Source organism: Enterobacter sp. UNJFSC 003 (assembly GCF_036903355.1).
Classification (GTDB): Bacteria; Pseudomonadota; Gammaproteobacteria; order Enterobacterales; family Enterobacteriaceae; genus Enterobacter.
Map to the genome: position 1 here is coordinate 501,469 of NZ_JBAKHK010000002.1, position 25,778 is coordinate 527,246.

At 55.0% G+C, this 25,778-nt stretch carries 25 protein-coding genes and 2 tRNA genes; 13 read left to right on the forward strand and 14 right to left on the reverse strand.

Translation table 11 applies throughout. The features are described 5' to 3' along the window. Window positions 1-7 precede the first annotated feature (7 nt). Both csgA and csgB read right to left on the reverse strand, forming a co-directional pair. Window positions 8-463 carry a curli major subunit CsgA gene (gene csgA / locus V5P19_RS08525; RefSeq protein WP_334402104.1) on the reverse strand — a complete coding sequence of 152 codons (456 nt, stop codon included), beginning with the start codon at window positions 461-463 and terminating at the stop codon, window positions 8-10. Between the two features lie 39 nt (window positions 464-502). Next, a complete protein-coding gene (gene csgB, locus V5P19_RS08530; protein ID WP_334402106.1) occupies window positions 503-958 on the reverse strand; it encodes a curli minor subunit CsgB in 456 nt (151 codons plus the stop codon). Between the two features lie 757 nt (window positions 959-1,715). Here csgB and csgD point away from each other — a divergent pair. The 4 genes from csgD to csgG are packed head-to-tail and all read left to right on the forward strand — an operon-like array spanning window position 1,716 to window position 4,058. Next, window positions 1,716-2,366, forward strand: coding sequence for a biofilm master transcriptional regulator CsgD (gene csgD / locus V5P19_RS08535; RefSeq protein WP_334402108.1), 651 nt, complete (start codon window positions 1,716-1,718; stop codon window positions 2,364-2,366). 4 nt (window positions 2,367-2,370) lie between these two features. After that, window positions 2,371-2,760 carry a curli production assembly/transport protein CsgE gene (gene csgE / locus V5P19_RS08540; RefSeq protein WP_334402109.1) on the forward strand — a complete coding sequence of 130 codons (390 nt, stop codon included), beginning with the start codon at window positions 2,371-2,373 and terminating at the stop codon, window positions 2,758-2,760. A 21-nt stretch (window positions 2,761-2,781) separates the two neighbouring features. Next, the gene (gene csgF / locus V5P19_RS08545) at window positions 2,782-3,198 is read left to right on the forward strand and encodes a curli production assembly/transport protein CsgF (protein WP_334402111.1); all 417 of its coding nucleotides are present in this window, start codon (window positions 2,782-2,784) and stop codon (window positions 3,196-3,198) included. Between the two features lie 26 nt (window positions 3,199-3,224). Further along, on the forward strand, window positions 3,225-4,058 hold the full coding sequence (csgG, locus tag V5P19_RS08550) for a curli production assembly/transport protein CsgG (RefSeq protein ID WP_334402113.1): 834 nt from the start codon (window positions 3,225-3,227) through the stop codon (window positions 4,056-4,058). Window positions 4,059-4,101: 43 nt separating this feature from the next. Here the strand turns inward: csgG and V5P19_RS08555 are convergent, their stop codons facing one another. From V5P19_RS08555 to ghrA, 4 genes are all read right to left on the reverse strand, one after another. Continuing rightward, window positions 4,102-4,584, reverse strand: coding sequence for a DUF1097 domain-containing protein (locus V5P19_RS08555; RefSeq protein WP_334402115.1), 483 nt, complete (start codon window positions 4,582-4,584; stop codon window positions 4,102-4,104). A 96-nt stretch (window positions 4,585-4,680) separates the two neighbouring features. Beyond that, window positions 4,681-5,235 carry a molecular chaperone gene (locus tag V5P19_RS08560; RefSeq protein ID WP_334402117.1) on the reverse strand — a complete coding sequence of 185 codons (555 nt, stop codon included), beginning with the start codon at window positions 5,233-5,235 and terminating at the stop codon, window positions 4,681-4,683. A gap of 20 nt (window positions 5,236-5,255) precedes the next feature. Beyond that, window positions 5,256-5,993 (reverse strand): phosphatase, encoded by a 738-nt coding sequence (locus V5P19_RS08565; RefSeq protein ID WP_334402119.1) that lies wholly within the window; start codon window positions 5,991-5,993, stop codon window positions 5,256-5,258. Window positions 5,994-6,077: 84 nt separating this feature from the next. Then, complete coding sequence (gene ghrA, locus V5P19_RS08570) at window positions 6,078-7,016, reverse strand: glyoxylate/hydroxypyruvate reductase GhrA (RefSeq protein ID WP_334402122.1); 939 nt, start codon at window positions 7,014-7,016, stop codon at window positions 6,078-6,080. 232 nt (window positions 7,017-7,248) lie between these two features. On the opposite strand from ghrA, the gene V5P19_RS08575 reads away from it, so the two are divergent. Next, window positions 7,249-7,336: transfer RNA gene (locus V5P19_RS08575), tRNA-Ser, on the forward strand. Window positions 7,337-7,390: 54 nt separating this feature from the next. Here the strand turns inward: V5P19_RS08575 and V5P19_RS08580 are convergent. After that, the gene (locus V5P19_RS08580; RefSeq protein WP_334402740.1) at window positions 7,391-8,296 is read right to left on the reverse strand and encodes a LysR family transcriptional regulator; all 906 of its coding nucleotides are present in this window, start codon (window positions 8,294-8,296) and stop codon (window positions 7,391-7,393) included. Between the two features lie 109 nt (window positions 8,297-8,405). On the opposite strand from V5P19_RS08580, the gene V5P19_RS08585 reads away from it, so the two are divergent. The 3 genes from V5P19_RS08585 to V5P19_RS08595 all read left to right on the forward strand — a co-directional run bounded on the left by V5P19_RS08585 (window position 8,406) and on the right by V5P19_RS08595 (window position 10,189). Continuing rightward, window positions 8,406-9,272: a pirin family protein gene (locus V5P19_RS08585; RefSeq protein ID WP_334402124.1), complete on the forward strand. Its 867-nt coding sequence runs from the start codon at window positions 8,406-8,408 to the stop codon at window positions 9,270-9,272. Between the two features lie 15 nt (window positions 9,273-9,287). Continuing rightward, the gene (locus V5P19_RS08590; RefSeq protein WP_334402126.1) at window positions 9,288-9,965 is read left to right on the forward strand and encodes an isochorismatase family protein; all 678 of its coding nucleotides are present in this window, start codon (window positions 9,288-9,290) and stop codon (window positions 9,963-9,965) included. A 136-nt stretch (window positions 9,966-10,101) separates the two neighbouring features. Next, a tRNA-Ser gene (locus V5P19_RS08595) sits at window positions 10,102-10,189 on the forward strand. 46 nt (window positions 10,190-10,235) lie between these two features. On the opposite strand, the gene phoH is transcribed toward V5P19_RS08595, so the two are convergent. The 4 genes from phoH to efeU form a co-directional block, all read right to left on the reverse strand. Beyond that, the gene (gene phoH / locus V5P19_RS08600) at window positions 10,236-11,024 is read right to left on the reverse strand and encodes a phosphate starvation-inducible protein PhoH (protein ID WP_334402742.1); all 789 of its coding nucleotides are present in this window, start codon (window positions 11,022-11,024) and stop codon (window positions 10,236-10,238) included. A gap of 499 nt (window positions 11,025-11,523) precedes the next feature. Continuing rightward, on the reverse strand, window positions 11,524-12,807 hold the full coding sequence (efeB, locus tag V5P19_RS08605) for an iron uptake transporter deferrochelatase/peroxidase subunit (RefSeq protein ID WP_334402128.1): 1,284 nt from the start codon (window positions 12,805-12,807) through the stop codon (window positions 11,524-11,526). A 5-nt stretch (window positions 12,808-12,812) separates the two neighbouring features. Further along, window positions 12,813-13,940 carry an iron uptake system protein EfeO gene (gene efeO, locus V5P19_RS08610; protein ID WP_334402130.1) on the reverse strand — a complete coding sequence of 376 codons (1,128 nt, stop codon included), beginning with the start codon at window positions 13,938-13,940 and terminating at the stop codon, window positions 12,813-12,815. Window positions 13,941-13,984: 44 nt separating this feature from the next. Beyond that, window positions 13,985-14,818, reverse strand: a complete 834-nt coding sequence (efeU, locus tag V5P19_RS08615) for an iron uptake transporter permease EfeU (RefSeq protein ID WP_334402132.1) — start codon at window positions 14,816-14,818, stop codon at window positions 13,985-13,987. 251 nt (window positions 14,819-15,069) lie between these two features. Here efeU and V5P19_RS08620 point away from each other — a divergent pair, with 251 nt between their 5' ends. Then, the gene (locus V5P19_RS08620) at window positions 15,070-16,254 is read left to right on the forward strand and encodes a nucleoside transporter C-terminal domain-containing protein (RefSeq protein ID WP_334402134.1); all 1,185 of its coding nucleotides are present in this window, start codon (window positions 15,070-15,072) and stop codon (window positions 16,252-16,254) included. Window positions 16,255-16,285: 31 nt separating this feature from the next. Here V5P19_RS08620 and V5P19_RS08625 read toward each other — a convergent pair whose 3' ends face one another. Next, entirely contained in the window at window positions 16,286-16,705 is a 420-nt protein-coding gene (locus tag V5P19_RS08625; RefSeq protein ID WP_334402136.1) for a DUF3574 domain-containing protein, read from the reverse strand. Window positions 16,706-16,778: 73 nt separating this feature from the next. Beyond that, on the reverse strand, window positions 16,779-18,287 hold the full coding sequence (gene putP, locus V5P19_RS08630) for a sodium/proline symporter PutP (RefSeq protein ID WP_334402138.1): 1,509 nt from the start codon (window positions 18,285-18,287) through the stop codon (window positions 16,779-16,781). A 422-nt stretch (window positions 18,288-18,709) separates the two neighbouring features. Here putP and putA point away from each other — a divergent pair, with 422 nt between their 5' ends. Then, the gene (gene putA / locus V5P19_RS08635) at window positions 18,710-22,672 is read left to right on the forward strand and encodes a trifunctional transcriptional regulator/proline dehydrogenase/L-glutamate gamma-semialdehyde dehydrogenase (RefSeq protein WP_334402140.1); all 3,963 of its coding nucleotides are present in this window, start codon (window positions 18,710-18,712) and stop codon (window positions 22,670-22,672) included. 50 nt (window positions 22,673-22,722) lie between these two features. Continuing rightward, the gene (locus tag V5P19_RS08640) at window positions 22,723-23,118 is read left to right on the forward strand and encodes a lysozyme inhibitor LprI family protein (protein ID WP_334402142.1); all 396 of its coding nucleotides are present in this window, start codon (window positions 22,723-22,725) and stop codon (window positions 23,116-23,118) included. On the opposite strand, the gene rutR is transcribed toward V5P19_RS08640, so the two are convergent. Next, window positions 23,115-23,753, reverse strand: coding sequence for an HTH-type transcriptional regulator RutR (rutR, locus tag V5P19_RS08645; protein WP_334402144.1), 639 nt, complete (start codon window positions 23,751-23,753; stop codon window positions 23,115-23,117). The two genes, V5P19_RS08640 and rutR, sit on opposite strands and share 4 nt — an antisense overlap. 242 nt (window positions 23,754-23,995) lie before the next feature. Between rutR and rutA the strand changes: the two genes are divergently transcribed. Then, window positions 23,996-25,087, forward strand: coding sequence for a pyrimidine utilization protein A (gene rutA, locus V5P19_RS08650; RefSeq protein ID WP_334402146.1), 1,092 nt, complete (start codon window positions 23,996-23,998; stop codon window positions 25,085-25,087). After that, a complete protein-coding gene (gene rutB / locus V5P19_RS08655) occupies window positions 25,087-25,776 on the forward strand; it encodes a pyrimidine utilization protein B (protein WP_334402148.1) in 690 nt (229 codons plus the stop codon). Before rutA ends, rutB begins: the two co-directional genes overlap by 1 nt. The last annotated feature ends 2 nt before the right edge of the window (window positions 25,777-25,778 follow it).

Consider the following 25,778-nt stretch of genomic DNA (forward strand, 5'->3'; position numbering starts at 1 on the left):
TATGGGATCAGTACTGATGCGCGGTCGCGTTGTTGCCAAAACCAACCTGGTGAACAGTGACAGTTGAGCCAGACGCTGTTTGATCCACTGCCGCGCCGTTGCCGCCGCCGAACTGTTTCACATTGATAACAGAGTCTTTGCTGTTCCACTGGTCAATGGTCGCGCTGTTACCGAAGCCTTTCTGCAGCAGATCGATGGTGCTATCGTCAGAGCCTTGTCCAACATCGGCACCATTACCGCCGCCGTGCTGTGTAATGGTCAGATCTGAGTTTTTAGCATTAGTCTGCAAAGCAAGGGCTGAGTTGCCGCCACCGTACTGGTAAATGCTCAGCGTTGAGTTAGGGCCGCTATTACCGCCACCCCAGCCGCCACCACCGCCGTGGCCAAATTGTGGTACCGCACCTGCGAAAGCACTGCCAGAAACTACGATTGCTGCAATTGCTGCCACTTTGAAAAGTTTCATGGTAAACCCCCATCGGATTGATTAATTCGTCACAACGCCTTAACGTTGAATAACGCGAATAGCCATTTGTGACTGTCTCTGTACTACAACTGCTGTTTTCTGCGTACCATATTGCGTAATATTCGCCCTGTTACCCGACCCTTTCTGGATAATCACAGCGGTATTACCAAAAGCTTCCTGATTAATACTCGCGTCATTCCCGTAACCGGTTTGACCGATATAAGCAAGGTTATAACTCCCTGATTGATCAACATTCGCTCTATTGCCTCCACCTTCCTGAGAAACAACGGACAGTAATTTTGAACCGCCCTGACGAATATCAGCATTATTACCTGAACCTTGTTGACCAATAATGGCTGCCTGATTGTATGAAGACTTACTTAATTCATTAACCGCAAAGTTATACTCAGAACCTGCTAAATCTGAACCCGATGCGATTACAAACCCAGGCGCACCCAGTAATGTAAACATCATAAATAACGCTCTGTTTTTCATGTTGTCACCCTGGACCTGGCCATACACAAAATAACGTCTCTCTCTTGCGTTAACGCGAATCGTTATTGTGTTAACGCCGCGTTACGAAAAAGAGTATGTCTGCCGAAACAATTTAAATATCTCACCCGCGCGGCTTATTTTTATTAATGGCTTCACCACAAAGTATTACGTTCTGAAAAAATACGTTGATATCTGTAGGCTTTATTACATATAAAAAATTTTCAGCCACTGCGCTTGTACATTCGACGCGCTGTTTGCCCACCCTTACCAGGACTGACCGCCCCCCCATTCAGACAACTTTTTGAGAGCCTCGTGACACAAGGCGAGTTTTCTTAAGAGGGATCGAGCTCATGAGAGAGGGCTTAGTTTTTTTGCCGCACTCATACCTCGTATAATGCGATAATTAATTATCAATTTTCAATAATACCAATAAGATATAATAATTTGTATGATTTTTAAAATCTGTGCAGGGTTATTAATCTGTACAACTTTCCTATTAAATAAAAACCAATTAACAATATCAAATACACAAATTAATATTGATTTTTACATTTGGTTACATGATTAACACTTGCTTTAAAGTTCGTAATAGCTAGATTGAAATCAGCAGTAAGTCATTTTGTTTTTTATTTTCTTCCTCGTAAGGAAGAATGGTTTCACTCTACACACAGCAGTGCCACATCTGTCAGTACTTCTGGCATCTCTTTTATTATCAAGGGATAGCTGCCAGGTGTCATAAATAAAGTGGGGTTTCATCATGTTTAATGAAGTCCATAGTTTACAGGATCATACATTATTGTTGATCACTAAACCGTCCTTACAAGCGACAGCTTTATTGCAGCATCTGAAGCAATCTCTGTCATTGAACGGAAAATTGCATAATATTCAACGTTCATTTGATGAGATTGCCCCTGGCAGCATCATTCTTCTCGATATGATGGAAGCAGATAAAAAGCTTATCCATTACTGGCAAGATAACTTAAGCAGGAAAAACAATAATATCCGCGTGCTATTATTGAATACGCCTGATGAGTACCCTTTTAGAGACATTGAAAGCTGGCCGCACATCAATGGCGTGTTCTACGTCACTGAAGAAGAGAATCGCGTTGTCGAGGGTCTACAAGGCATATTACGCGGGGAGTGTTATTTCTCGCAAAAGCTTGCCAGCTACCTCATTACGCACTCCGGAAATTATCGCTATAACAGTTCAGAATCGGCCCTGCTCACGCACCGCGAAAAAGAGATCCTGAACAAGTTGCGCATAGGTGCTTCAAATATTGAAATCGCCCGTTCGTTATTTATCAGCGAAAACACCGTTAAGACGCACCTTTATAATCTTTTCAAAAAGATAGCTGTTAAAAACCGAACTCAGGCAGTTTCATGGGCCAACGATAACCTCAGGCGTTAATCACATGAAACGCAAGATGAGTTGGATTGTCGCAGCAGGTGTCCTGCTTGCTGCCGGGAACCTCCAGGCTGTAGAGGTTGAAGTTCCCGGATTGTTAACCGACCACACGGTCACATCTATCGGACACGATTTTTACCGTGCCTTCAGCGATAAATGGGAAAGTGATTACACCGGTAACTTAACAATCAATGAACGGCCCAGTGCACGATGGGGAAGCTGGATAAAAATAACCGCCAATCAGGATGTTATTTACCAGACCTTTCTATTCCCAACGAAAAGAGACTTCGATAAGAACGTCGATTTCGCGCTGGCACAAACAGAAGAAGCTATTAATCGTCTGCAGTTAGATAAAGCGCTGCTGAGTACCGGCGATTTAGCAAAAGATGAGTTCTAGCAACCTATTTCGGAGGCTGTAATGCGTCTCTCACACACAGTAATCTCGTTAATGCTTATTGCGCCGCTAAGCTGGGCCGGAAATATGACCTTCCAGTTCCGCAATCCCAACTTTGGCGGTAACCCTAACAATGGGGCATTCATGCTTAATGAAGCCCAGGCTCAAAACTCTTACAAAGACCCCAGCTATAAAGACGATTTCGGTATTGAGACCCCGTCAGCGCTGGATAATTTCACCCAGGCCATCCAGTCGCAAATATTAGGTGGCTTATTAACCAATATTAACACCGGTAAACCCGGCCGCATGGTGACTAACGACTTTATCGTCGATATCGCCAATAAAGATGGGCAGCTTCAGCTGAACGTAACTGACCGGAAAACCGGAAAGACATCGACAATCCAGGTTTCGGGTTTGCAGTCTAGCTCGACTGATTTTTAAACAACATCGAAATAAGGACAATCATCATGCAGCGCTTTTTGATCATTGTTGCAGTGTGCTTATTGAGCGGTTGTTTAACTGCTCCACCTAAAGAAGCCGCTAAGCCAACATTAATGCCTCGGGCACAAAGCTATCGCGATTTAACCCATCTGCCGACGCCAACCGGTAAGATATTTGTCTCGGTTTATAACATCCAGGACGAAACTGGACAGTTCAAACCGTATCCAGCAAGCAACTTCTCCACCGCCGTGCCGCAGAGCGCCACCGCCATGTTAGTGACAGCCCTGAAAGATTCACGCTGGTTTATCCCTCTGGAACGTCAGGGGCTACAAAACCTGCTGAATGAACGCAAAATTATTCGCGCCGCACAGGAAAACGGTACCGTTGGCGTGAATAACCGTATGCCGCTTCAGTCTCTCACCGCGGCCAATATCATGGTGGAAGGCTCTATCATCGGCTATGAAAGTAACGTGAAGTCGGGCGGTGCGGGCGCGCGGTACTTTGGTATTGGTGCAGATACGCAGTATCAACTCGACCAGATCGCCGTCAACCTGCGCGTGGTTAACGTGAGCACCGGTGAGATTTTATCTTCGGTGAACACCAGCAAAACGATCCTTTCCTATGAGGTGCAGGCCGGCGTGTTCCGCTTCATCGACTACCAGCGTTTGCTGGAGGGTGAAATCGGGTATACCTCAAACGAGCCGGTTATGCTGTGCCTGATGTCGGCCATCGAAACCGGGGTTATTTTCCTGATTAACGACGGTATCGATCGTGGCCTGTGGGATCTGCAGAATAAAAGTGAAGTGAAAAATGAGGTTCTGGTGAAGTACCGTGAGATGTCAGTCCCTCCGGAATCCTGATCGAGAGCGTATAAAAAAGGCGAGAGGGTTATCTCGCCTTTTTTTATTCACTCAACGCCGTAACGTTTTGCGTTTTTTCCCGCCGCGCGGCCAGCCACAGGCCGCTGTTCTTCATGGCATAGCCAAACACTAATCCCAGCGCCAGCGAGGGAACAACCAGTTTCCAATCCCCCTGCCCGGCAAAGGTTGCGCAGGCGCCCATAAAGGTGCCGGGGACGAACGAGAGCAGCAGATGTTTTGCCTGAATACACATCAAAAACGCAACCACGCCCGTCATGACGTAGCCCAGGATCTCCAGATGCGGCGCGAGCGCGCTGCCTTTCATAATCACAAGCGCCCAGATAACCCCGCTCATCAGCGTACACCCAGAAATGAACAGCCCTTTCACCCCGCCCTGCGGGCATGCGAAATACGCCGTGCAGCCGAGGAATCCGGCCCAGCTGAGCAACCCAAGAGACACGGCTACCCATCCCCAAAGCCCGGAGAGAATGCCTGTTGTGACAGCAATACAAAGTAATATGTTCATGGCGCGCATCTTAGCAGAAGTGCGCCATGAAAATGAGATCAGAAGCACATTACGTGCAAGGTGAAATGTACCGTTGCAGAATTTATGTGAACTAAATCACTCTTCATTCTCTTCTTCTAACTCATCCCACATTGCGGCGATGGCATCGCGGGTCAAAGGTGCCAGCGTTCTCCAGAAAGGAGATGTCGCATGGGCCTCCACTTTACCGAGGAAGGTCCCGCACCATGGCAACAGGTACTCTTCGAACAGCGTTCCGATGGCGTCGTTCTCGTCATCACCAGCATTATCTTCAATCCAGGATGCTGCCAACAGCAGCGTGCCGATATGATCGGCGGGGGTGTCCGTCAGCGGCATGCCGCGCTCGGAGAGAAAAGCGCGCACTTCCGCTTCGGTTGCCCCTTCCTGCCAGGCAGAGCGGTACGGGGAAACACGACATTCTTCGCCCACAAACAGCGCGTTATAGTCCGTCGAAATCTGCTGCATGTCGCAGCTTTTTTGCAAGCGCTCCAGCAATTCATCCTGTTCCAGCGGCCAGTTCTGCGCCAGCTTCCCTTCACGGATCAACGTAAAGAGTGGGACCAGCAGCGGGTCTTGCGGTTGGCGGTAATAAAGCGTACCCAGCACGCGGCAAAGGATGGAAAACTCATTCATTTTATTATTCCGTTAGACAATTAAAGATCGGCAAATTCATCAATCGGCGCCATTCCACGCGATTCAAGGAAATCGAGCATACGGCGAGGGGTCACGTTCAGGATCCGATCTTCCGGGAACCCGACGTCGTTAAGAATCTTCAGACACTCGCTGAAATCACCCAGCGTAAACGCGGTATGTGAATCGGAGCCGAGCGCAACCATGCCTCCGGCATCCCGCACTGCGGCAGCCACTGCGCGGCAGTTTGCTTCGCTGCCCTTACGCGAGTGAACAAAGGAGGAGTTATTAATTTCCAGCGCCACGCGGTGTTTCGCCGCTGCCTCTGCAACGGCCTGAATATCGATCGGATACTTAGGATTACCCGGATGGCTGATAATGTGCACGTTGCCGCTGGCAATCGCTGCAATCATCGCCGCGGTGTTCGTCTCTTTATCCTTCGGCGCAAAGACGGGCTCGTGGAAGCCAGCAAGGATCAGATCCAAAGAGGTCAGCATCGGGCCGGTGCAGTCGATTTCACCGTCGGTGTTTTTAATATTCGCCTCAATGCCGCGCAGAATCCCGATACCTTCCACCAGGCGTGGCCAGATACGCATATTCACAAAATGCCAGTAGTGCGGCGCATCTGCCATGTCCGGGCCATGATCGGTAATCGCAAAAAGCGTGATGCCCTTCAGCTTAGCTTGCGCAATGTAGTCATGGAGGTTGCTATACGCGTGGGTACTGGCGACGGTGTGCATATGCAGGTCAACGGGATACATCTTTCTCTCCTCTGCGTTTTTTCCAAAGGATAGCAGTTATCTGCAGCGATTATTAGCAAAAACCCGGCTAACGCCGGGTTACTTTCAGTAGCCGCGCTGTCTGTTAACCTGCCCGGTCACCGCGCGGCCCTGCTCCATTTCACTGATGGTATGGGTGATATAGGCCACCGCTTCGGCCGGACGCGTCACGGCCGCAACGTGCGGCGTCATCGCCACGCGCGGGTGTGCCCACAGCGGGCTTTCTGCTGGCAAGGGTTCACTGCTGTACACATCCAGCATTGCGCCTTTCAACTTTCCGCTGTCCAGCGCGTGCAGAAGATCGCTTTCCACCAGATGAACGCCACGCGCCAGGTTCATCACGTAGCTCTGGTCAGCCAGCTGATTTAGCAGCGTGGCATTAATGATCCCCACCGTTTCAGCGGTGTTAGGCAGCAGGTTGATGAGCACACGCGTCCCCTTCAGGAAGGCAGGGAGTTCATCCGTTCCGGCAAAACTCTCGACACCCGGATAAGCCTTGCGGCTGCGGCTCCAGCAGCGCAGAGGGAACCCCCACGGCGCGAGTGCTTCAGCCACTTTTGCACCAAGCACGCCCGCCCCGAGAATACCGATCGTAAAATCTTCGCGCTGATAGTCCGCCAGCGGCTCCCAGTGGGATTGCTGCTTGAAAAGCTGATAATCGTCGAAGCGTCGGAACCAGTGTAGCACCTGACTCACGGCATATTCCTGCATTTGCTGGCCCATGCCGGTATCCTCCAGGCGGAACAGCGGAATATCTTCAGGCAGCATTTCAGGGTGTGCTTTCAGTTTGCTCAGGATGGAATCCACCCCGGCCCCGAGGGCAAAGACGGCTTTCAGCTTGCGGCCCTGGAGCATTTCTACCGGCGGATGCCACACCAGCGCGTAGTCGGCATGTTCATTATCGCCGCGCGTCCACTCGCGCACGCGAGCGCCCGGCAGCGCTGCCGAGAGTGCGTTAATCCAGTAAGCCGTATCAAACGTGGGGTGATAGAAGATAATATCCATAGTCATTCCTGCCTTTTATTGCGCTGTTTTATTTTCATTTTCAACGGGATTGCCAGCATAACAAATTTAACGGCACTCCGCGTTGCTGATAAATAAGCCGCTTTCAGCACATTTCGGAATCATGTTGCGTGAAGTTTGTATAAACGCGCTAAATTACTGAAAAAGTGAGTTGACGGCAGTTCGGCTTTTCCTTACATTAGCGCCCGTCCCAGCAACAACGGGATGACAATACGGTGAGGTGTCCGAGTGGCTGAAGGAGCACGCCTGGAAAGTGTGTATACGGCAACGTATCGAGGGTTCGAACCCCTCTCTCACCGCCACATTCAAGAAAGAGCCCGCATGAAAATGCGGGCTCTTTTTCGTCTATTATCTGCTTACTCTTCTACTATCTGCGCATACTCTTCGGTGAGAAAATCCACCAGCGTCCTGACTGACGGCAGCAGCCCGCGTCTTGAGGGGTAAACAGCGTGAATGACCTCCCGGCGCGGTTCCCATGCTTCAAGCACTCTTACCAACGCGCCGGAAGCAAGCTGATCTTTCACCATCAAAATGGGCAACTGCACCACGCCCACGCCGGCCATCGCGGCTTCACGCAGGGCCAGCATATCGGTGGTAATCAAGCGCGGCTGATAGTGAATTTCCGCCTTCGCCCCATCAGGACCGGTCAGCGCCCATTTATGGAGATGCTTGCCTTCATCCATACTTAATCCGGGCCATGCGCTGAGTTCTGACGGCATCGCGGGCATGCCCATCCGTGCAATCAGCTCGGGTCCCGTCACCAGACAATGCCCCCTGTCTGCCAGCACCCTTAACACCAGATCGCTGTCATCAAACGGACGCGGACGAACGCGGATCGCCACATCGACGCCCTCGCCCACCAGATCGACACGCCGATTCGTCGCGTCCAGCTGAAGATTGATCCCAGGATAGCGTGCCATAAACCGTGCCAGCATTGGCCCTACGTGGACATGCAGCAAGGTCACCGGACAGGCGATCCTGACAGTCCCGCGCGGTTCTGCCCGCAGGGCTGCAACCGCCTCCTCAGCCGATTCAGCCTCTACCAGCATCGCTTTACAGTGCTGATAGAACGTCTGCCCCACCTCCGTAACCGTAAACTGTCGCGTTGTGCGCTGGATTAACCGAACGCCAAGCCGCTGCTCAAGCTGCGCAATCCGGCGGCTCAGCTTCGATTTCGGTTGGTCAAGCGCCCTTCCAGCCGCCGCAAAACCGCCGTAGTCCACCACGTTGACAAACCAGACGAAGTCATTGAGATCCTGCATAAACCCCCATTGTTCTATTTTGAGAACACTGTATGCCATTTTTGCTATCTACCGGGATATTAACTCTGAATATAAGCTAATTACATCAACAGAACATCAGGAGTTAATCATGAAAAACGTAACAGGCGTTTATACCGCCCCCCGCCAGCACTGGGTTGGCGATGGTTTCCCGGTTCGTTCGATGTTTTCTTATCAGACGCACGGCGAGCCGCTCAGCCCGTTCTTGCTGCTGGACTATGCCGGCCCCTATACCTTTCCGGCGGATGGGGTTAAACGCGGCGTAGGCGAACACCCGCATCGCGGTTTTGAAACCGTGACCATCGTCTATTCCGGCGAAGTAGAGCATCGCGACTCCACGGGTCGGGGCGGCGTTATTGGCCCAGGCGATGTGCAATGGATGACGGCAGGCGCGGGGATCCTGCATGAGGAGTTCCACTCCAGCGCGTTCGCGCAGAAAGGCGGCGAGCTGAAAATGATGCAGCTGTGGGTCAACCTGCCCGCGAAAAACAAGATGGCCGCACCGGGATATCAGAGCATCACAATGGCCGACATTCCCGTGATTACACTGCCGGAGAAGAGCGGTTCGCTGCGAATTATCGCCGGTCGCTTTGAAGATATTACGGGTCCTGCGCACACCTTCTCGCCGCTGAACGTCTGGGATATCGCCCTGAATCAGGGACATCCTCTCACGCTCAATCAGCCCGAAGGCTGGAGCACGGCGCTGGTGGTTCTTGAGGGCAGCGTGACGGTAAACGGCACAACCCCGGCGGGCGAAGCGCAGATGGTGGTATTGAGTCAGAAAGGCGACAAACTGCATCTGGAAGCTAACAGCGACGCCAAAGTGCTGCTCATGGCCGGTGAACCGCTGAATGAGCCCATCGTCGGCTACGGCCCGTTTGTGATGAACAGTAAAACCGAGATCGCGGAAGCTATTCGTGATTTCAACGCCGGCCGCTTCGGCCAGATCCGCGAGTAATAAAGGAGAAGAAAAATGTCTACACCTGCCAATTTTAATGGCGCACGCCCGGTCATTGACGTAAACGATGCGGTGATGTTGCTTATCGATCACCAAAGCGGTCTGTTCCAGACCGTTGGCGATATGCCGATGCCGGAACTGCGCGCCCGCGCGGCGGCGCTGGCGAAAATTGCGACCCTCGCGAAAATTCCGGTGATCACCACCGCGTCCGTGCCGCAGGGGCCGAACGGGCCGCTCATTCCGGAGATCCACGCCAACGCGCCGCATGCACGCTATGTCGCGCGTAAAGGTGAGATTAACGCCTGGGATAACCCGGAATTTGTTGCGGCGGTGAAAGCCACCGGACGCAAAACGCTGATCATCGCGGGCACGATTACCAGCGTCTGCATGGCCTTCCCATCCATCAGCGCGGTGGCAGACGGTTATAAAGTGTTTGCGGTGATCGATGCCTCCGGCACCTACAGCAAAATGGCGCAAGAGATCACCCTGGCGCGCGTGATGCAGGCAGGCGTAGTGCCGATGGATACCGCCGCTGTTGCCTCCGAGATCCAGCGCACGTGGAATCGTGAAGATGCGGCTGAATGGGCGGAAGTCTATACTCATATCTTCCCGGCCTATCAACTGCTCATCGAAAGCTATAGCAAAGCGCAGGACGTCGTGAAAAACAGCGAAGTGCTCGATTCGCAGCGCTAACCCCTCTCGCTGCGGGCAAGCTGATTAAGGCTTAACCGAACAAGCAGTAATGCAGAAAATCTGCTTGACCGCTTTAGCGCAACTCCCTATAGTAGCGCCCCGTTGCCCCCCAAGCGGTCAGGCAGCGAAACAATACGGTGAGGTGTCCGAGTGGCTGAAGGAGCACGCCTGGAAAGTGTGTATACGGCAACGTATCGAGGGTTCGAACCCCTCTCTCACCGCCACATTTAAGAAAAAGCCCGCATGAAAATGCGGGCTTTTTTTTCGTCCTCAGTAATACGCTTGCAGCGTCCGCTGACACAGTGCCGATCGTACGCAGTCATCTTTGGTGAAGCGCACTACCCCAATCATCTCATCTTCCTCAAAACGTGCCATGGCATCGCTCAACCCGGATTTAACGCCGGATGGCAGGTCACACTGGGTAATATCGCCATTAACGATGACCGTCACGTTCTCCCCGAGGCGCGTTAAAAACATCTTCATTTGCGCTGCGGTCACGTTCTGAGCCTCGTCAAGAATGACGACCGCATTTTCAAATGTACGTCCGCGCATATAGGCGAACGGCGCGATTTCCACCTTGCCAATCTCTGGTCGCAGGCAGTACTGCATAAAAGAGGCACCCAGTCGTTTCACCAGCACGTCATAGACGGGCCTGAAGTAGGGGGCGAACTTCTCCGAAATATCTCCGGGCAAGAAGCCGAGATCTTCATCAGCCTGCAGTACCGGACGGGTGACAATAATTCTCTCCACGTCTTTATGGATCAGAGCCTCTGCCGCTTTGGCTGCACTAATCCAGGTTTTCCCGCATCCGGCTTCACCGGTTGCAAAGATGAGCTGTTTACTCTCGATAGCATTCAGGTAGTGCGCTTGAGCTTCATTGCGCGCCACAATTGGAGAGTTATCACGGCTGTCCCGCGCCATGCCAATTGATTCTACGCCACTCATCTGCACAAGCGAGGTGACCGATTCTTCTTCACGCTGTTTATGGCTACGTGAATCCCGTCTCAGCACACGTTTTGCTTCGCGACGAGCTTTGATCACTGCTTTTTGTCTTCCCATGGATAGCACCTTGAGTTGTTGGTATTCATCACACGCGCCGGCATCGGCACGATTATGCGCACGAACATCAGAGGGTTGGCTTCCTTTTAAGCCATTGCTTGCTTTTCCGGATGACGCAACAAAACAGCTACGCGCACTATTTTGCACGTCGGTAGAAAGAGGTTCTGGAGTAAAGGAGGAGAATTTTGTGGAGAAGAAATCGCTGCCGGAGTCTGAGCCTCCGCGCCGGGTGCTGCGGTTTTTACGTTTACCTTGTCCAGTACAGGACGCAACCATTCGCGATCTCCATTGTGATTCAGTATCACTGCCGGGAACTACCGCTGTCTTATCTTAAGTACATCAGGAGTTATCATAAACGCAACATTTATTTTACCTGCATGCAACTTTTCAGACTGCACCTGCAGTGGATTCAGTCTCATACAGGAATATTACAGAAATATAACAATATGTTAGTCATATGAAAAAATAATGTCCCCGCGACCACGCGCAGGGACAATTATCAGGCCTCAATCAGCCCTTGAGCGAGATACGCGTTCCGATCGCGCGGCCCGGGCAGGGCAAAGAAATAGCCCCCGCCGATAGGTTTAATATACTCTTCCAGCGCTTCGCCGTTTAACCGCTTCTGCACGGTCAGGAAGCCCTTCTCCAGGTCATGCTGGTAGCAGACAAACAGCAGCCCCATATCAAGCTGACCGGCGTTTGTCACGCCCAGCGAGTAGCTATAACCGCGGCGCATCATCAGGCTGGATTGCGTCTCTTTGGTGCGCGGGTTGGCGACACGAATATGGCTGTCCAGCGCAATGGTGTCACCGTCAGGATCGCTGGCGTAGTCGGGCACATCATGCTCGTGCTTCATGCCCAGCGGCGCCCCGCTCTGCTTGTCGCGACCGAAGATCGTCTGCTGCTCTTTGAGCGGCGTACGGTCCCAGAACTCGACGTGAAACTGAATAATCCGCACCGCCTGATAGCTGCCGCCCACCGCCCAAGCGGGCTCGCCCTGATTCGCGGTGACCCACACCACGTCCTTCATCAGTGCAGCATCGCTGCTGTCCGGATTAGCCGTACCGTCCTTAAAGCCCAGCAGGTTAACCGGCGTCTCTTTTCCTTTACTGCGGGCTGCGTGGTCAGAGATAAACCCTTCCCGCTTCCAGCGCACGCTCAGCAGATCCGGCGTGTGCTTAATGATATCGCGCAGCGCGTGGATCACCGTGTCCTGGGTATTGGCACAAATCTGCAGCAGCAAATCGCCGTGGCACAGGGCCGCATCCAGGGAGTCATTCGGAAAACGCGTCATTTTTTGCAGCGCGTTTGGCTTCTGTTTTGCCAGGCCGTACCGTGCGTCAAAAAGTGACTCACCGAGGGAAACGGTGATCGTCAGGTTATCGGGGGCGATAAACGCCCCCAGAATACCGGAGTCCATCGGCGGCAGGCGCGGATTCGGCGTTTCCGGTGCCGGGCCGCCGGCGGTAAGAAATGCGATGCGCGTCGTCAGCAGGCGGAACAGGCGTTCCAGATCGGCTTTATCGCTCGCCAGTGAATCAAAGGCGACCAGCATCATAGAGGCTTGCTGCGGCGTCAGAATCCCCGACTGGTGTTCACCATAAAAAGGCTGCGTCTCCATTCGGGCGTCCGGAGACAGCGTGCCGGGGGCACTTTGCGGTTTTGCCGCATGCGCCACCGGGCAACCGCCGGCCAGAGCAAGCGCGCCCCCCAGCGCCCCTACCCCTTTTAACAACCGGCGTCGCGAAGGTTCAGCCACGTCATACTCATCATGCTTGTTCATCGTGCTTAGTCCAGACCCAGAACGCCACGCAGCAGGGAGAGATCTTCAGCCAGCGTCGTAATGGGGCCTTTCAGCGCGTTACGATCGGCATCGGTCAGTTTGTCGTAGGTCTCATACCCATCTTTGGTGCGATACTTCGCCAGAATGGCGTCGACTTTCTTGAAGTTGGCATCCACTTTAGCCAACAGCTCGCCGTTCTCTTTTTGCAGTTGAGGACGCAGCAAATCGACAATTTTCTGCGCGCCGTCGACGTTGGCCTGGAAATCCCACAGGTCGGTGTGGCTGTAACGATCCTCTTCACCGCTGATTTTGCTCGCGGCCACTTCTTCAATCAGACCAGCCGCGCCACCCACCACCTTCGACGGCGGGAACGCCAGCTCGCTGATGCGTTTTTGCAGCTCCAGCACGTCGGCGTTCAGCTGCTCCGCGTATTTCTCCATCCCCTTGGTGGAGCGATCGCCAAACAGCGCCTTTTCCAGACGGTGGAAACCGGTGAATTTCGGATCGGCCGCTTTCTGCTCGTAATCATCTTCACGGGCGTCGATGCTGCCGTCGAGGTCGGAGAACAGCTCAGCAATCGGTTCGATACGCTCGTAATGCTGACGGGTTGGAGCATACAGCGATTTGGCTTTCTCGATATCGCCCGCTTTCACCGCGTCGGTAAAGGCTTTGGTACCGGCTACCAGATCGGCGGTTTCTTTGGTCACGTAGGCTTTATAGGCGGTGATAGCCTCACCCAGGCTCAGCAGCTCAGCGCCTTTCGCGGCATCCGCCGTCGCTTCGCCTTTGACGATCAGCTTACCTTTCGGGTTGGTCAGCAGGCCGCAGGTCATATCATATTCACCCGGCTGCAGGTTGGCGGTCATCTTCTGGCTGAAGCCAGGGGCGATGTTTTCACGCTCTTCTACGACCATCACGCCTTTCAGAATTTCCCACTCCAGCGCCTTCTGGCTGTGGTTCTGAATAATAAACTGGGTTTTACCGCTGTTGACCGTGATGGTCATCGGCTCACACTGTTTATCATTCACCGTCACTTTCACCTGCGGAATATCCGCGGCCTGCGCGGCGAATGCAGACGCAATCAGCGCTGCCACACCGGCATGTAACGCACTACGACGAAATTGAATTGCCATGACCCTTTCCCTATTAAAAGTATGTTGTAACGACACTAAGCACGTCAGGGCGCAGTACGCGTCGGCTGAGCGCTGGGGCGCGAGGGCATACAGAACAGCACCAGCGCCGGAATGAGATAGATGAAATACATCGCCACTTCACTGACGCTCGGCGTTTCCTGGTAGCCGAAGATCCCTTCGAGCAGGGTGCCGGTCAGAGAATGGGTGGAGAGAACGTTGCTAAGGTCGAACGCCACGTCCTGGAAGTGATTCCACAGGCCCGCTTCATGGAAGGCGCGAATCGCTCCCGCAGCCAGCCCGGCAGCCACCAGCAGAATGAACAGGCTCGTCCACTTAAAGAACGCGCCCAGGTTGAGGCGAATGCCGCCCCAGTAAAGCAGGAAGCCGAGCACCACGGCCGTTGCCAGCCCCAGCATTGCGCCAATCGGCGGCCAGATGCCCACGTCCTGTTGAAACGCTGCCAGCAGGAAGAAGACCGACTCCAGCCCTTCACGCGCCACGGCGAAAAAGACCATCAGGATCAGCGCCCAACCATGGTTATTTCCTTTTTGCAGGGCGTTATCCACCGCCTGCTCAAGCTGCACCTTCACGTTCCGGGACACTTTGCGCATCCAGAACACCATCCAGGTGAGGATCACCACCGCAATCACGGCAACGAGTCCTTCAAACAGTTCCTGTTCTTTCTGCGGGAATTCGCCGGTGGTTTCATTGATCAGGATCCCCAGGCCAAGACAAAGCGCCGCAGCGAGGAAAACCCCTACCCACATCACGCTAATCCAGCGCCCGCGCTGGGTTCGCTTCAGATAACTGGCGATAAGGCTAACAATCAGGGCCGCTTCAAGGCCTTCACGTAACATAATGAGAAATGGAACAAACATGCCGACACCTTAAATGTTTATCGCGGTCAACTGATGCAAAGAAAAGTAAATTCTTGTGATAGTGATTATCATTACGGCGGAAAGAAAAACAAGCGAAATGTGCGGTGTTTTGATGACGAGTTGTAACCACGTCGCAGGATAATAGTGTCAGACGTTACGATTAAGTTTATAAGTTATAACGAAAATGCCCATTTACGGTTAATCAGCGCTGTGGCTAAATATCTGCCTCAAAAACTAACCGACAAAACAACATGTATAACGTTATTCATTTCCTGCTGGCGCTGGTGATTATTCTTGCGCTTGCCTGGTTGGCGAGTTTCGACCGCCGAAAAATTCGCATTCGCTTTGTTTTACAGCTGATCGTTATTGAAATTATTCTGGCGTTCTTTTTCCTGCATGCCGAAAGCGGCCTGTTCTTGATAAAATATGTTTCAGGTTTCTTTGAGTCGTTGCTCAAGTTCGCGGCTGAAGGGACGAATTTTGTCTTTGGCGGGATGGGTGAAAAAGGACTGGCGTTTATTTTCCTCGGCGTCCTCTGCCCCATTATTTTTATTTCCGCGCTGATTGGTATTCTTCAGCACTGGCGAATTCTGCCGATCTTTATTCGGGTCATTGGCACGGTGCTGTCAAAACTGAACGGTATGGGCAAGCTGGAATCCTTCAATGCGGTGAGTTCACTGATCCTCGGTCAGTCCGAAAACTTCATTGCCTACAAGGGTGTACTGGGCGATCTCTCCTCCCGTCGTCTGTTCACCATGGCGGCAACGGCCATGTCGACGGTGTCCCTGTCGATTGTCGGGGCCTACATGACCATGCTCGACGCTAAATTTGTCGTGGCCGCGCTCATTCTTAACATGTTCAGTACCTTTATTATTCTCTCCGTCATCAACCCGGCGCGCCCGGAAGCGGAGCCGGATATTAAGCTCGAAAAATTGCACGAGTCTCAGAGCTTTTTTGAAATGCTGGGAGAATACATTCTGGCCGGTTTCAAAGTGGCGATGATTATTCTGGCAATGCTGATTGGCTTTATTGCCCTTATTAGCGCCGTTAACGCCCTCTTCTCCAGCATATTTGGCATGAGCTTCCAGCAAATCCTGGGCTATGTCTTTTATCCGTTGGCGTGGCTGATCGGTATCCCGCTAAGCGATGCCCTCAACGCCGGCAGTATTATGGCAACCAAGCTGGTGGCGAATGAATTTGTGGCGATGATTGAGCTGCAAAAAATCGCGCATCAAATGTCGCCGCGCGGTTTGGGCATTCTGTCGGTCTTCCTGGTCTCCTTCGCCAACTTCGCGTCTATCGGCATTGTGGCTGGGGCGATCAAGGGCCTGAACGAGAAACAGGGGAACGCGGTATCGCGTTTTGGTCTGCGGCTGGTGTATGGCGCGACGCTGGTGAGCCTGCTGTCGGCGAGCTTTGCGGGGTTAGTGTTGTAAAGGAGAACGGCGGGATATCCCGCCGTTTTTATTAGAACTGCACGCACACCGGCTGGTCGACGCGCATCACCGACTCCTGCGCGAAGCGTGACTTATAAATCCCTCGCAGCGCTTCGATACTCTTTTCGCTCTGAGCATCTTTACCGTGGATCAGCATCAGCGCTTTGCTTGGCTCACGCGCCACTTTTCCGTCGTTACCCAACCATTGTCCCCGCGCGTCAAACACCGTTAACCCGTCACGAAAACGTGGCGTGACGTCCTGGTCGACAAACTGCTGCCACTCGCTGCCGGTGATCTGCGTCCCGGCTGGACGGTTGAGTCCAAAATAGAGCGTGGTTTGCTGCATCTGGCTGTCCGCCCTGCAGGTCTCCACTGCAGCGTGCTGCGAGGGTGCGTTGCAGCCTGCCAGCATCAACAATGTTGCTGCCATTAACCCTGTTTTCATTCTCATGTATGACTACTCTCATCGGTGAAAGGACGATTCCCCCTCCCCTTGGGGAGAGGGTTAGCGTGAGGGGTGTATTTTATTCCGGCTGCAGCTTGGACGGTGGAGCAGAATGGTAATGCGCGTCCGCTTCCGCAAAGCGTTTTTGCATCGCGGCAGAGGGCGCTTTACCCAGCAGGCTGAACACCACAATGCCGATGCTGCCGAAGATAAAGCCAGGGATGATTTCGTACAGGCCCAGCCACGCGAACTGCTTCCAGACGATCACGGTAACCGCACCGATAATCATCCCCGCCAGCGCCCCGTTGCGGGTCATACGCGACCACAGCACGGAGAATAGCACCACAGGGCCAAACGCGGCACCAAAGCCTGCCCATGCGTAGCTCACCAGGCCCAGCACGCGGTTCTCAGGGTTTGCGGCCAGCGCAATGGAGACCAGCGCCACCAGCAGCACCATGAAACGCCCAACCCACACCAGCTCCGTCTGGCTTGCGCCCTTGCGCAGGAAAGCCTTGTACAGGTCTTCCGTGATCGCACTGGAGCAGACCAGCAGCTGGCAGCTCAGGGTGGACATCACCGCCGCCAGAATGGCTGACAGCAAAATACCGGCAATCCACGGGTTAAACAGGATCTGCGCCAGCTCGATGAACACGCGCTCGGCGTTCTGATTCACCGCGCCCGCCTGCGCCGGGTTGTTGTTGAAGTAGGCAATGCCGAAGAAGCCGACCGCGCACGCGCCCGCCAGACAGAGGATCATCCACGTCATGCTGATGCGGCGCGCATGCACGATGGTGTGATGGGAATCCGCCGCCATAAAGCGCGCCAGAATGTGCGGCTGACCGAAGTAGCCCAGGCCCCAGCCCATCAGCGAAACGATGGCAACAAAGTTCAGCCCCTTCAGCATATCGACGTTTTCGATGCTCTTCTGCTTAATGACTTCCAGCGAATCCGCAAAACCGCCAACGGTGAAAATGACAATCACCGGGGTCAGGATCAGGGCGAAGATCATCAGGCTCGCCTGCACGGTGTCCGTCCAGCTTACGGCCAGGAAACCGCCGACAAAGGTATAAAGAATGGTCGCGGCAGCACCGGCCCACAGCGCCGTTTCATAGCTCATGCCGAAGGTGCTTTCGAACAGACGCGCACCCGCCACAATGCCGGAGGCACAGTAGATGGTGAAGAACAGCAGGATCACCACCGCAGAGATAATGCGCAGAATGCGGCTATTATCTTCAAAACGACCGGTGAAGTAGTCCGGTAGCGTCAGGGCGTTGTTGTTGGCTTCGGTGTGCACGCGCAAACGGCCTGCCACCAGCTTCCAGTTAACCCATGCGCCAAGGGTCAGGCCAATCGCTATCCAGCTCTCGGAAATACCGGAGATGAAAATCGCACCCGGCAACCCCATCAGTAACCAGCCGCTCATGTCCGAGGCACCCGCAGACAGCGCGGTCACCATCGGCCCTAAACTACGGCCGCCCAGAATATAGTCGTCAAAGTTCTTCGTTGAACGCCATGCCAAAAACCCTATCAGGATCATGCCAAAAATATAAACGAGAAATGTCACCAGCATCGGTGTGCTAATAGCCATTCAAATTCTCCACAATATCGAGCGACAGCCGTCCGGGCTGCCTTGTTATGTCATCACCGGAACGTAGTGATGTGTGTATGTGTTTCTGTTGGGCGCGCTATCCTGCCGTATGCGCATCCCGCTGACAAACGATTTAACACTGCATTTACATCAAATTCATCCCTGGTTTGATACGTCTTTCCTATAGGTTGCACTCGCTCACGCTTTTACGGGTTGCACCTTTTAAAAGTGTTAAGTTCCGCATAAAAACAGGCCACAAATGCAGAAGCCGACATCTTTTTCCAGTCAACCATCTATTAACAATCCATTCATTTTCCAGCTTGCAAACCAGGTCACAATTAACACGGTTGCACAAAGTTGCAACATGGTGGATATTTCACGCTAACGACCTAACACGATTAAAGAACAACAGGAGTTTTGGCATGGGGATGACCACCATGGGGGTTAAGCTGGATGACGCGACCCGCGAACGGATTAAGACCGCGGCGACCCGCATTGACCGCACGCCGCACTGGCTAATCAAGCAGGCGATTTTTAACTATCTTGAAAGGCTGGAGAGCGACGAGGGTCTGCCAGAGCTGCCTGCCCTGCTGGCGGGCGCGGCCAATGAAGGCGAAGAAGCTGCCCCGACCGTTGAAGAAAACCATCAGCCGTTCCTGGAGTTTGCCGAGCAGATCCTGCCGCAGTCCGTCAGCCGAGCCGCCATTACCGGCGCTTACCGTCGCGCAGAAACCGACGCCGTTCCGATGCTGCTGGAGCAGGCGCGTCTGCCGGAAGCCATTGCCGCACAGGCGCATAGCCTTGCGTATCAGTTGGCCGAGAAGCTACGCAACCAGAAAACCGCCACCGGTCGTGCCGGTATGGTGCAGGGTCTGCTGCAGGAGTTCTCCCTCTCATCTCAGGAAGGTGTTGCGCTGATGTGTCTGGCAGAGGCGCTGCTGCGTATTCCCGACAAAGCCACCCGCGACGCGCTGATCCGCGATAAAATCAGCAACGGCAACTGGCATTCGCACATCGGCCGCAGCCCGTCGCTGTTCGTCAACGCCGCAACCTGGGGCCTGCTGTTTACCGGCAAGCTGGTCTCAACCCACAACGAAGCCAACCTCTCCCGCTCGCTGAACCGCATTATCGGCAAAAGCGGCGAACCGCTGATCCGTAAAGGCGTGGACATGGCGATGCGCCTGATGGGCGAGCAGTTTGTGACCGGGGAAACCATTGCCGAAGCGCTGGCCAACGCTCGCAAGCTGGAAGACAAAGGCTTCCGCTACTCTTACGACATGCTGGGCGAAGCGGCCCTGACCGCCGCCGACGCGCAGGCCTATATGGTCTCTTATCAGCAGGCGATCCACGCTATCGGTAAAGCCTCTAACGGCCGCGGCATTTATGAAGGTCCGGGCATCTCCATTAAGCTCTCAGCCCTGCACCCGCGCTACAGCCGCGCGCAGTACGACCGCGTGATGGAAGAACTCTACCCGCGCCTGAAATCCCTGACCCTGCTGGCGCGCCAGTATGACATCGGCATCAATATTGACGCCGAAGAGGCGGATCGTCTGGAAATCTCCCTCGATCTGCTGGAAAAGCTGTGCTTCGAGCCGGAGCTGGCAGGCTGGAACGGGATTGGCTTTGTCATTCAGGCCTACCAGAAGCGCTGTCCGTTCGTGATTGACTACCTGATCGATCTGGCCGCCCGCAGCCGCCGTCGCCTGATGATCCGTCTGGTGAAGGGCGCCTACTGGGACAGCGAAATCAAACGCGCGCAGATGGAGGGTCTGGAAGGCTATCCGGTCTATACCCGCAAGGTCTACACCGACGTCTCTTATCTCGCCTGCGCGAAGAAACTGCTCGGCGTGCCGAATCTGATTTATCCGCAATTCGCAACCCACAACGCCCATACGCTGGCGGCAATTTACAGCCTGGCCGGTCAAAACTACTACCCTGGACAATACGAGTTCCAGTGCCTGCACGGCATGGGCGAACCGCTATACGAACAGGTCACGGGTAAAGTGGCGGACGGCAAGCTGAACCGACCGTGCCGTATTTATGCTCCGGTGGGCACGCACGAAACCCTGCTGGCGTACCTGGTGCGTCGTCTGCTGGAAAACGGGGCGAACACCTCCTTCGTCAACCGTATTGCCGACACCACGCTGCCGCTCGACGAGCTGGTTGCCGATCCGGTGCAGGCCGTTGAGAAAATGGCGGCGCTGGAGGGCCAGCTTGGCCTGCCGCATCCGAAGATTGCCCTGCCGCGCGAGCTCTACGGCACGGGCCGCGTCAACTCTGCAGGGCTGGATATCGCCAACGAACATCGCCTGGCGTCCCTCTCTTCTGCTCTGCTCAACAGCGCGCTGCAGAAATGGCAGGCCAAACCGATTCTGGAACACCCTGTCGCTGACGGTGAACTGCAGCCGGTCATTAACCCGGCCGAGCCAAAAGATATCGTTGGCTACGTGCGTGAAGCCACGGAAGCGGAAGTCGACCAGGCGCTGGACAGCGCGGTGAACAACGCGCCAATCTGGTTCGCCACGCCACCGCAGGAGCGTGCCGCGATTCTGGAACGCGCCGCCATGCTGATGGAAGATCAGATGCAGTCGCTTATCGGTATTCTGGTGCGTGAAGCGGGTAAAACCTTCAGCAACGCCATTGCCGAAGTGCGTGAAGCGGTCGATTTCCTGCACTACTACGCGGGCCAGGTGCGGGATGATTTCGACAACGAAACCCACCGTCCGCTCGGCCCGGTGGTCTGTATCAGCCCGTGGAACTTCCCGCTGGCGATCTTCACCGGTCAGATTGCCGCCGCGCTTGCCGCAGGCAACAGCGTACTGGCAAAACCGGCAGAGCAGACTCCGCTGATTGCCGCGCAGGGCATCAACATTCTTCTTGAAGCCGGCGTGCCTGCGGGCGTGGTTCAGCTGCTGCCGGGCCGAGGTGAAACGGTCGGCGCCAAGCTAACCTCCGATAACCGCGTGCGCGGCGTAATGTTTACCGGCTCCACCGAAGTGGCCTCTCTGCTGCAGCGCAATATTGCCACCCGTCTGGATGCCCAGGGCCGTCCTACTCCGCTCATCGCGGAAACCGGCGGCATGAACGCCATGATCGTAGACTCCTCCGCGCTCACCGAGCAGGTGGTGGTAGACGTGCTGGCTTCCGCGTTCGACAGCGCCGGTCAGCGCTGCTCCGCCCTGCGCGTGCTGTGCCTGCAGGATGACGTGGCCGACCACACGCTGAAGATGCTGCGCGGTGCCATGGCGGAATGCCGCATGGGCAACCCGGGCCGCCTCACTACCGATATCGGGCCAGTGATCGACGCGGAAGCCAAAGCCAACATCGAAAACCACATTCAGGCCATGCGCGCCAAAGGCCGTCCGGTATTCCAGGCGGTGCGTGAGAACAGCGAAGATGCCCGCGAGTGGCAGACCGGCACCTTTGTGCCACCTACGCTTATCGAACTGGCAAGCTTCGATGAGTTGAAAAAAGAGGTCTTCGGTCCGGTCCTGCACGTGGTGCGTTACAACCGTAACAACCTGAACGAGCTGGTCGAGCAGATTAACGCCTCCGGCTACGGCCTGACGCTCGGCGTGCATACCCGCATCGACGAAACTATCGCCCAGGTCACCGGCAGTGCCAAAGTGGGTAACCTGTACGTAAACCGCAACATGGTCGGGGCCGTGGTTGGCGTACAGCCGTTCGGTGGTGAAGGCCTTTCCGGCACCGGACCGAAAGCGGGTGGCCCGCTCTATCTATACCGCCTGCTGGCAAACCGTCCGGAAAACGCGCTGGCCGTCACGCTGGCGCGTCAGGACGCGGATTATCCGGTGGATGCACAGGTGAAAGCCGTGCTGACCCAGCCGCTGGACGCGCTCATCGAATGGGCGGAGAAACGTCCTGAACTGCGCGCAGTAGCCCGGCAGTATGGCGAGCTGGCACAGGCGGGTACCCAGCGTCTGCTGCCAGGGCCAACCGGCGAGCGCAACACCTGGACGCTGATGCCGCGCGAGCGCGTGCTGTGCGTTGCGGATAACGAACACGACGCGCTGGTGCAGCTGGCTGCCGCCGCCGCCACGGGCTGTGAGGTGCTGTGGCCGGAAGACGGCCTGCATCGCGACCTGGCGAAACAGCTTCCGAAGGCCGTCTCCGCCCGCATTCACTTTGCGAAGCCTGATGTCATGCTTGCTCAACCGTTTGACGCCGTGATTTACCACGGTGATTCAGACCAGCTGCGCGAGCTGTGCGAACAGGTTGCGGCCCGCAGCGGCGCCATTGTGTCCGTGCAGGGTTTTGCCCGCGGCGAAACCAACCTGTTGCTTGAGCGTTTGTACGTTGAGCGTTCCCTCAGCGTCAATACCGCGGCGGCGGGGGGTAACGCCAGCCTGATGACAATAGGCTAACGCTGTGCTAATAAGGCTCCGAAAACGGAGCCTTTTTTTATGGGGAATGTATGAAACATTATCTGATTGCTGGCGCAGCGCTGCTGCTCAGCACAAGCGCGCTGGCCGACGAGTGCGCGAATGCCAGCACCCAGCTTGAACTGAATACCTGTACCGCGCAGCAGTACCAGACGGCGGATAAAAAACTTAATGAAACGTATCAGGCCGCCATCAAGCGTGCGGCAGCGCCTCAGCGCGACCTGTTGAAAAAAGCACAGCAGACGTGGATTGCCCTGCGCGATGCGGATTGCGCCTTTGTGAGTTCCGGTACTGAAGGCGGCAGCGTTCAGCCGATGGTCATGAACCAGTGCCTGGCAGAAAAAACCGTGGAGCGTGAAGCCTTTCTGGCCTCGCTGCTGCAGTGCGAAGAGGGCGATTTAAGCTGCCCTCTCCCGCCGGGAAATTAACGGACGCGGATCCCTTCAATAATCATCCGCTGCACGTTTTCCAGCGTACTCTGGAAAAACGCCTCGTCCTGCAGCGTTTTACCGGTCACCGCTTCAACCTGGGCCGCAAAGTCAGCGTAATGCTGGGTGGAGGCCCAAATCATAAAGATAAGATGGTGCGGATCGACGGGCGCCAGTTTTCCACTGGCGACCCATCCGGCAATAATCGCCGATTTATCATCCACCAGCTGTTTCAAATCGCCTGCCAGCTCCGCTTTCAGCAGCGGCGCGCCCTGGAGCATCTCCAGGCAAAACAGCCGTGACGCCTGCGGGTAATCTCGCGACACCTCCAGCTTCAGGCGGATGTACTCTTTGATCGCCACCAGCGGCGTAAACTCCTGACGAAAAGCCTTCAGCGGGGCCAGCCAGATATCGAGGATCTGCTGCATCACCGCAACGTAGAGCGCCTCTTTAGACGGAAAGTAATACAGCAGATTGGTTTTAGACACCCCGGCCTGCTCCGCGACCTGCTCAAGGCGCGTGCCGTGAATGCCAAACTGCGAAAAGGTCTCCAGCGCGGCTCTCAGAATGGCCTCTTTCTTGGCGCTGACCGCCTGAGAACGTTTACCTGGTGTTTTCACTGCGCCTTGCGTCATGCCCGCTCTCCCTGGTGTGCGTTGCCCTCAGCATAGCAAAACCGCCGACTGACCACGACATTCTGCACTCCAATCGCGCATGAATGCCTGTTTTCTGTGCAATCTTTTTGACCATTCAGTCCACTTTATTGATGCTCAACTCCTCAACCACTGATTAACACATTAATAACAAAGCCCTTTTAAAAACTGGCACTGCCTTTGCAAAACCCTTTTCACCTGCGACGTTATAAGAGAGGTTCGTGATGAAAATTGGCGTATTCGTCCCCATCGGCAACAACGGCTGGCTAATCTCGACAACGGCACCGCAATACATGCCGACCTTCGAACTGAACAAGGCTATCGTGCAAAAAGCGGAACATTACCATTTCGATTTCGCGCTCTCAATGATCAAGCTGCGCGGCTTTGGCGGCAAAACCGAATTCTGGGACCACAACATGGAGTCCTTCACCCTGATGGCCGGACTGGCCGCGGTGACCTCACGCATCCAGATATACGCCACCGCGGCTACCCTCACCCTGCCCCCGGCGATAGTGGCGCGCATGGCCTCAACCATCGACTCCATCTCCGGCGGGCGCTTTGGCGTCAACCTGGTAACCGGCTGGCAAAAACCGGAATACGACCAGATGGGGCTCTGGCCGGGCGACGCGTATTTCTCGCGCCGTTACGACTATCTTACCGAGTACGTGCAGGTGCTGCGCGACCTGTGGGGCACGGGTAAAAGCGACTTTAAAGGCGACTACTTCACCATGAACGACTGTCGCGTCAGCCCGCAGCCTTCCGCGCCGATGAAGGTGATCTGCGCCGGACAGAGCGACGCGGGAATGGCGTTCTCGGCGAAATACGCTGACTTCAACTTCTGCTTTGGTAAAGGCGTCAATACCCCCGCCGCCTTCGCCCCGACCGCCGCGCGTATGAAAGACGCCGCCGACAAAACCGGGCGCGACGTGGGCTCCTACGTTTTGTTCATGGTGATAGCCGATGAAACGGACGACGCCGCCCGCGCGAAATGGGAGCTTTACAAGGAGGGCACGGACGACGAGGCGCTGAGCTGGCTCACCGAACAGAGCCAGAAAGATACCCGTTCCGGCTCGGATACCAACGTGCGTCAGATGGCCGACCCCACCTCGGCGGTCAACATCAATATGGGGACGCTGGTCGGTTCCTATGCCAGCGTCGCCAGAATGCTGGACGAGGTCGCCGCCGTCCCCGGCGCAGAGGGCGTATTGCTGACCTTTGACGACTTCCTGACCGGCGTAGAAACCTTCGGCGAGCGCATTCAGCCGCTGATGCAGTGCCGCGCCCATATCCCTGCCGTTACCCGGGAGGTGGCGTAATGACGACGCTCGACGCACGCCCTGAAGCCATTACCTTTGACGCCCAGCACAGCGCGCTGATTGTGGTGGACATGCAAAACGCCTACGCCAGCCAGGGCGGTTATCTGGATTTGGCGGGGTTTGATGTTTCGGCCACCAAACCGGTGATTGAGAATATCAAAACTGCCGTGGCCGCCGCCCGAGCGGCTGGCATGCTGATTGTCTGGTTCCAGAACGGCTGGGATGACCAATACGTCGAGGCCGGAGGCCCCGGCTCGCCCAACTTTCACAAATCTAACGCCCTGAAAACCATGCGCAAGCAGCCCGAACTGCAGGGCACGCTGCTGGCAAAAGGCGGCTGGGATTATCAGCTTGTTGACGAACTGGTGCCCGAAGCGGTCGATATCGTGCTACCCAAACCGCGCTACAGCGGCTTTTTCAACACCCCGCTCGACAGCATGCTGCGCAGCCGGGGGATACGACACCTGATCTTTACCGGTATCGCCACCAACGTCTGCGTGGAGTCGACCCTACGCGACGGCTTTTTCCTTGAGTATTTCGGCGTCGTGCTGGAGGACGCCACCCATCAGGCCGGACCGGCGTTTGCCCAGAAGGCAGCCCTGTTCAACATCGAAACCTTTTTTGGCTGGGTGAGCACCGTCGCCGATTTCTGCGACGCGCTTAGCCCCCCTTTAGCCCGTACTGCCTGAGG

Bases quoted from the DNA above. Each gene is read 5' to 3' on its own strand.
- csgA (WP_334402104.1), bottom strand. From the start codon at position 463: ATGAAACTTTTCAAAGTGGCAGCAATTGCAGCAATCGTAGTTTCTGGC.
- csgB (WP_334402106.1), bottom strand. From the start codon at position 958: ATGAAAAACAGAGCGTTATTTATGATGTTTACATTACTGGGTGCGCCT.
- csgD (WP_334402108.1), top strand. From the start codon at position 1,716: ATGTTTAATGAAGTCCATAGTTTACAGGATCATACATTATTGTTGATC.
- csgE (WP_334402109.1), top strand. From the start codon at position 2,371: ATGAAACGCAAGATGAGTTGGATTGTCGCAGCAGGTGTCCTGCTTGCT.
- csgF (WP_334402111.1), top strand. From the start codon at position 2,782: ATGCGTCTCTCACACACAGTAATCTCGTTAATGCTTATTGCGCCGCTA.
- csgG (WP_334402113.1), top strand. From the start codon at position 3,225: ATGCAGCGCTTTTTGATCATTGTTGCAGTGTGCTTATTGAGCGGTTGT.
- V5P19_RS08555 (WP_334402115.1), bottom strand. From the start codon at position 4,584: ATGAACATATTACTTTGTATTGCTGTCACAACAGGCATTCTCTCCGGG.
- V5P19_RS08560 (WP_334402117.1), bottom strand. From the start codon at position 5,235: ATGAATGAGTTTTCCATCCTTTGCCGCGTGCTGGGTACGCTTTATTAC.
- V5P19_RS08565 (WP_334402119.1), bottom strand. From the start codon at position 5,993: ATGTATCCCGTTGACCTGCATATGCACACCGTCGCCAGTACCCACGCG.
- ghrA (WP_334402122.1), bottom strand. From the start codon at position 7,016: ATGGATATTATCTTCTATCACCCCACGTTTGATACGGCTTACTGGATT.
- V5P19_RS08580 (WP_334402740.1), bottom strand. From the start codon at position 8,296: ATGCAGGATCTCAATGACTTCGTCTGGTTTGTCAACGTGGTGGACTAC.
- V5P19_RS08585 (WP_334402124.1), top strand. From the start codon at position 8,406: ATGAAAAACGTAACAGGCGTTTATACCGCCCCCCGCCAGCACTGGGTT.
- V5P19_RS08590 (WP_334402126.1), top strand. From the start codon at position 9,288: ATGTCTACACCTGCCAATTTTAATGGCGCACGCCCGGTCATTGACGTA.
- phoH (WP_334402742.1), bottom strand. From the start codon at position 11,024: ATGGGAAGACAAAAAGCAGTGATCAAAGCTCGTCGCGAAGCAAAACGT.
- efeB (WP_334402128.1), bottom strand. From the start codon at position 12,807: ATGAACAAGCATGATGAGTATGACGTGGCTGAACCTTCGCGACGCCGG.
- efeO (WP_334402130.1), bottom strand. From the start codon at position 13,940: ATGGCAATTCAATTTCGTCGTAGTGCGTTACATGCCGGTGTGGCAGCG.
- efeU (WP_334402132.1), bottom strand. From the start codon at position 14,818: ATGTTTGTTCCATTTCTCATTATGTTACGTGAAGGCCTTGAAGCGGCC.
- V5P19_RS08620 (WP_334402134.1), top strand. From the start codon at position 15,070: ATGTATAACGTTATTCATTTCCTGCTGGCGCTGGTGATTATTCTTGCG.
- V5P19_RS08625 (WP_334402136.1), bottom strand. From the start codon at position 16,705: ATGAGAATGAAAACAGGGTTAATGGCAGCAACATTGTTGATGCTGGCA.
- putP (WP_334402138.1), bottom strand. From the start codon at position 18,287: ATGGCTATTAGCACACCGATGCTGGTGACATTTCTCGTTTATATTTTT.
- putA (WP_334402140.1), top strand. From the start codon at position 18,710: ATGGGGATGACCACCATGGGGGTTAAGCTGGATGACGCGACCCGCGAA.
- V5P19_RS08640 (WP_334402142.1), top strand. From the start codon at position 22,723: ATGAAACATTATCTGATTGCTGGCGCAGCGCTGCTGCTCAGCACAAGC.
- rutR (WP_334402144.1), bottom strand. From the start codon at position 23,753: ATGACGCAAGGCGCAGTGAAAACACCAGGTAAACGTTCTCAGGCGGTC.
- rutA (WP_334402146.1), top strand. From the start codon at position 23,996: ATGAAAATTGGCGTATTCGTCCCCATCGGCAACAACGGCTGGCTAATC.
- rutB (WP_334402148.1), top strand. From the start codon at position 25,087: ATGACGACGCTCGACGCACGCCCTGAAGCCATTACCTTTGACGCCCAG.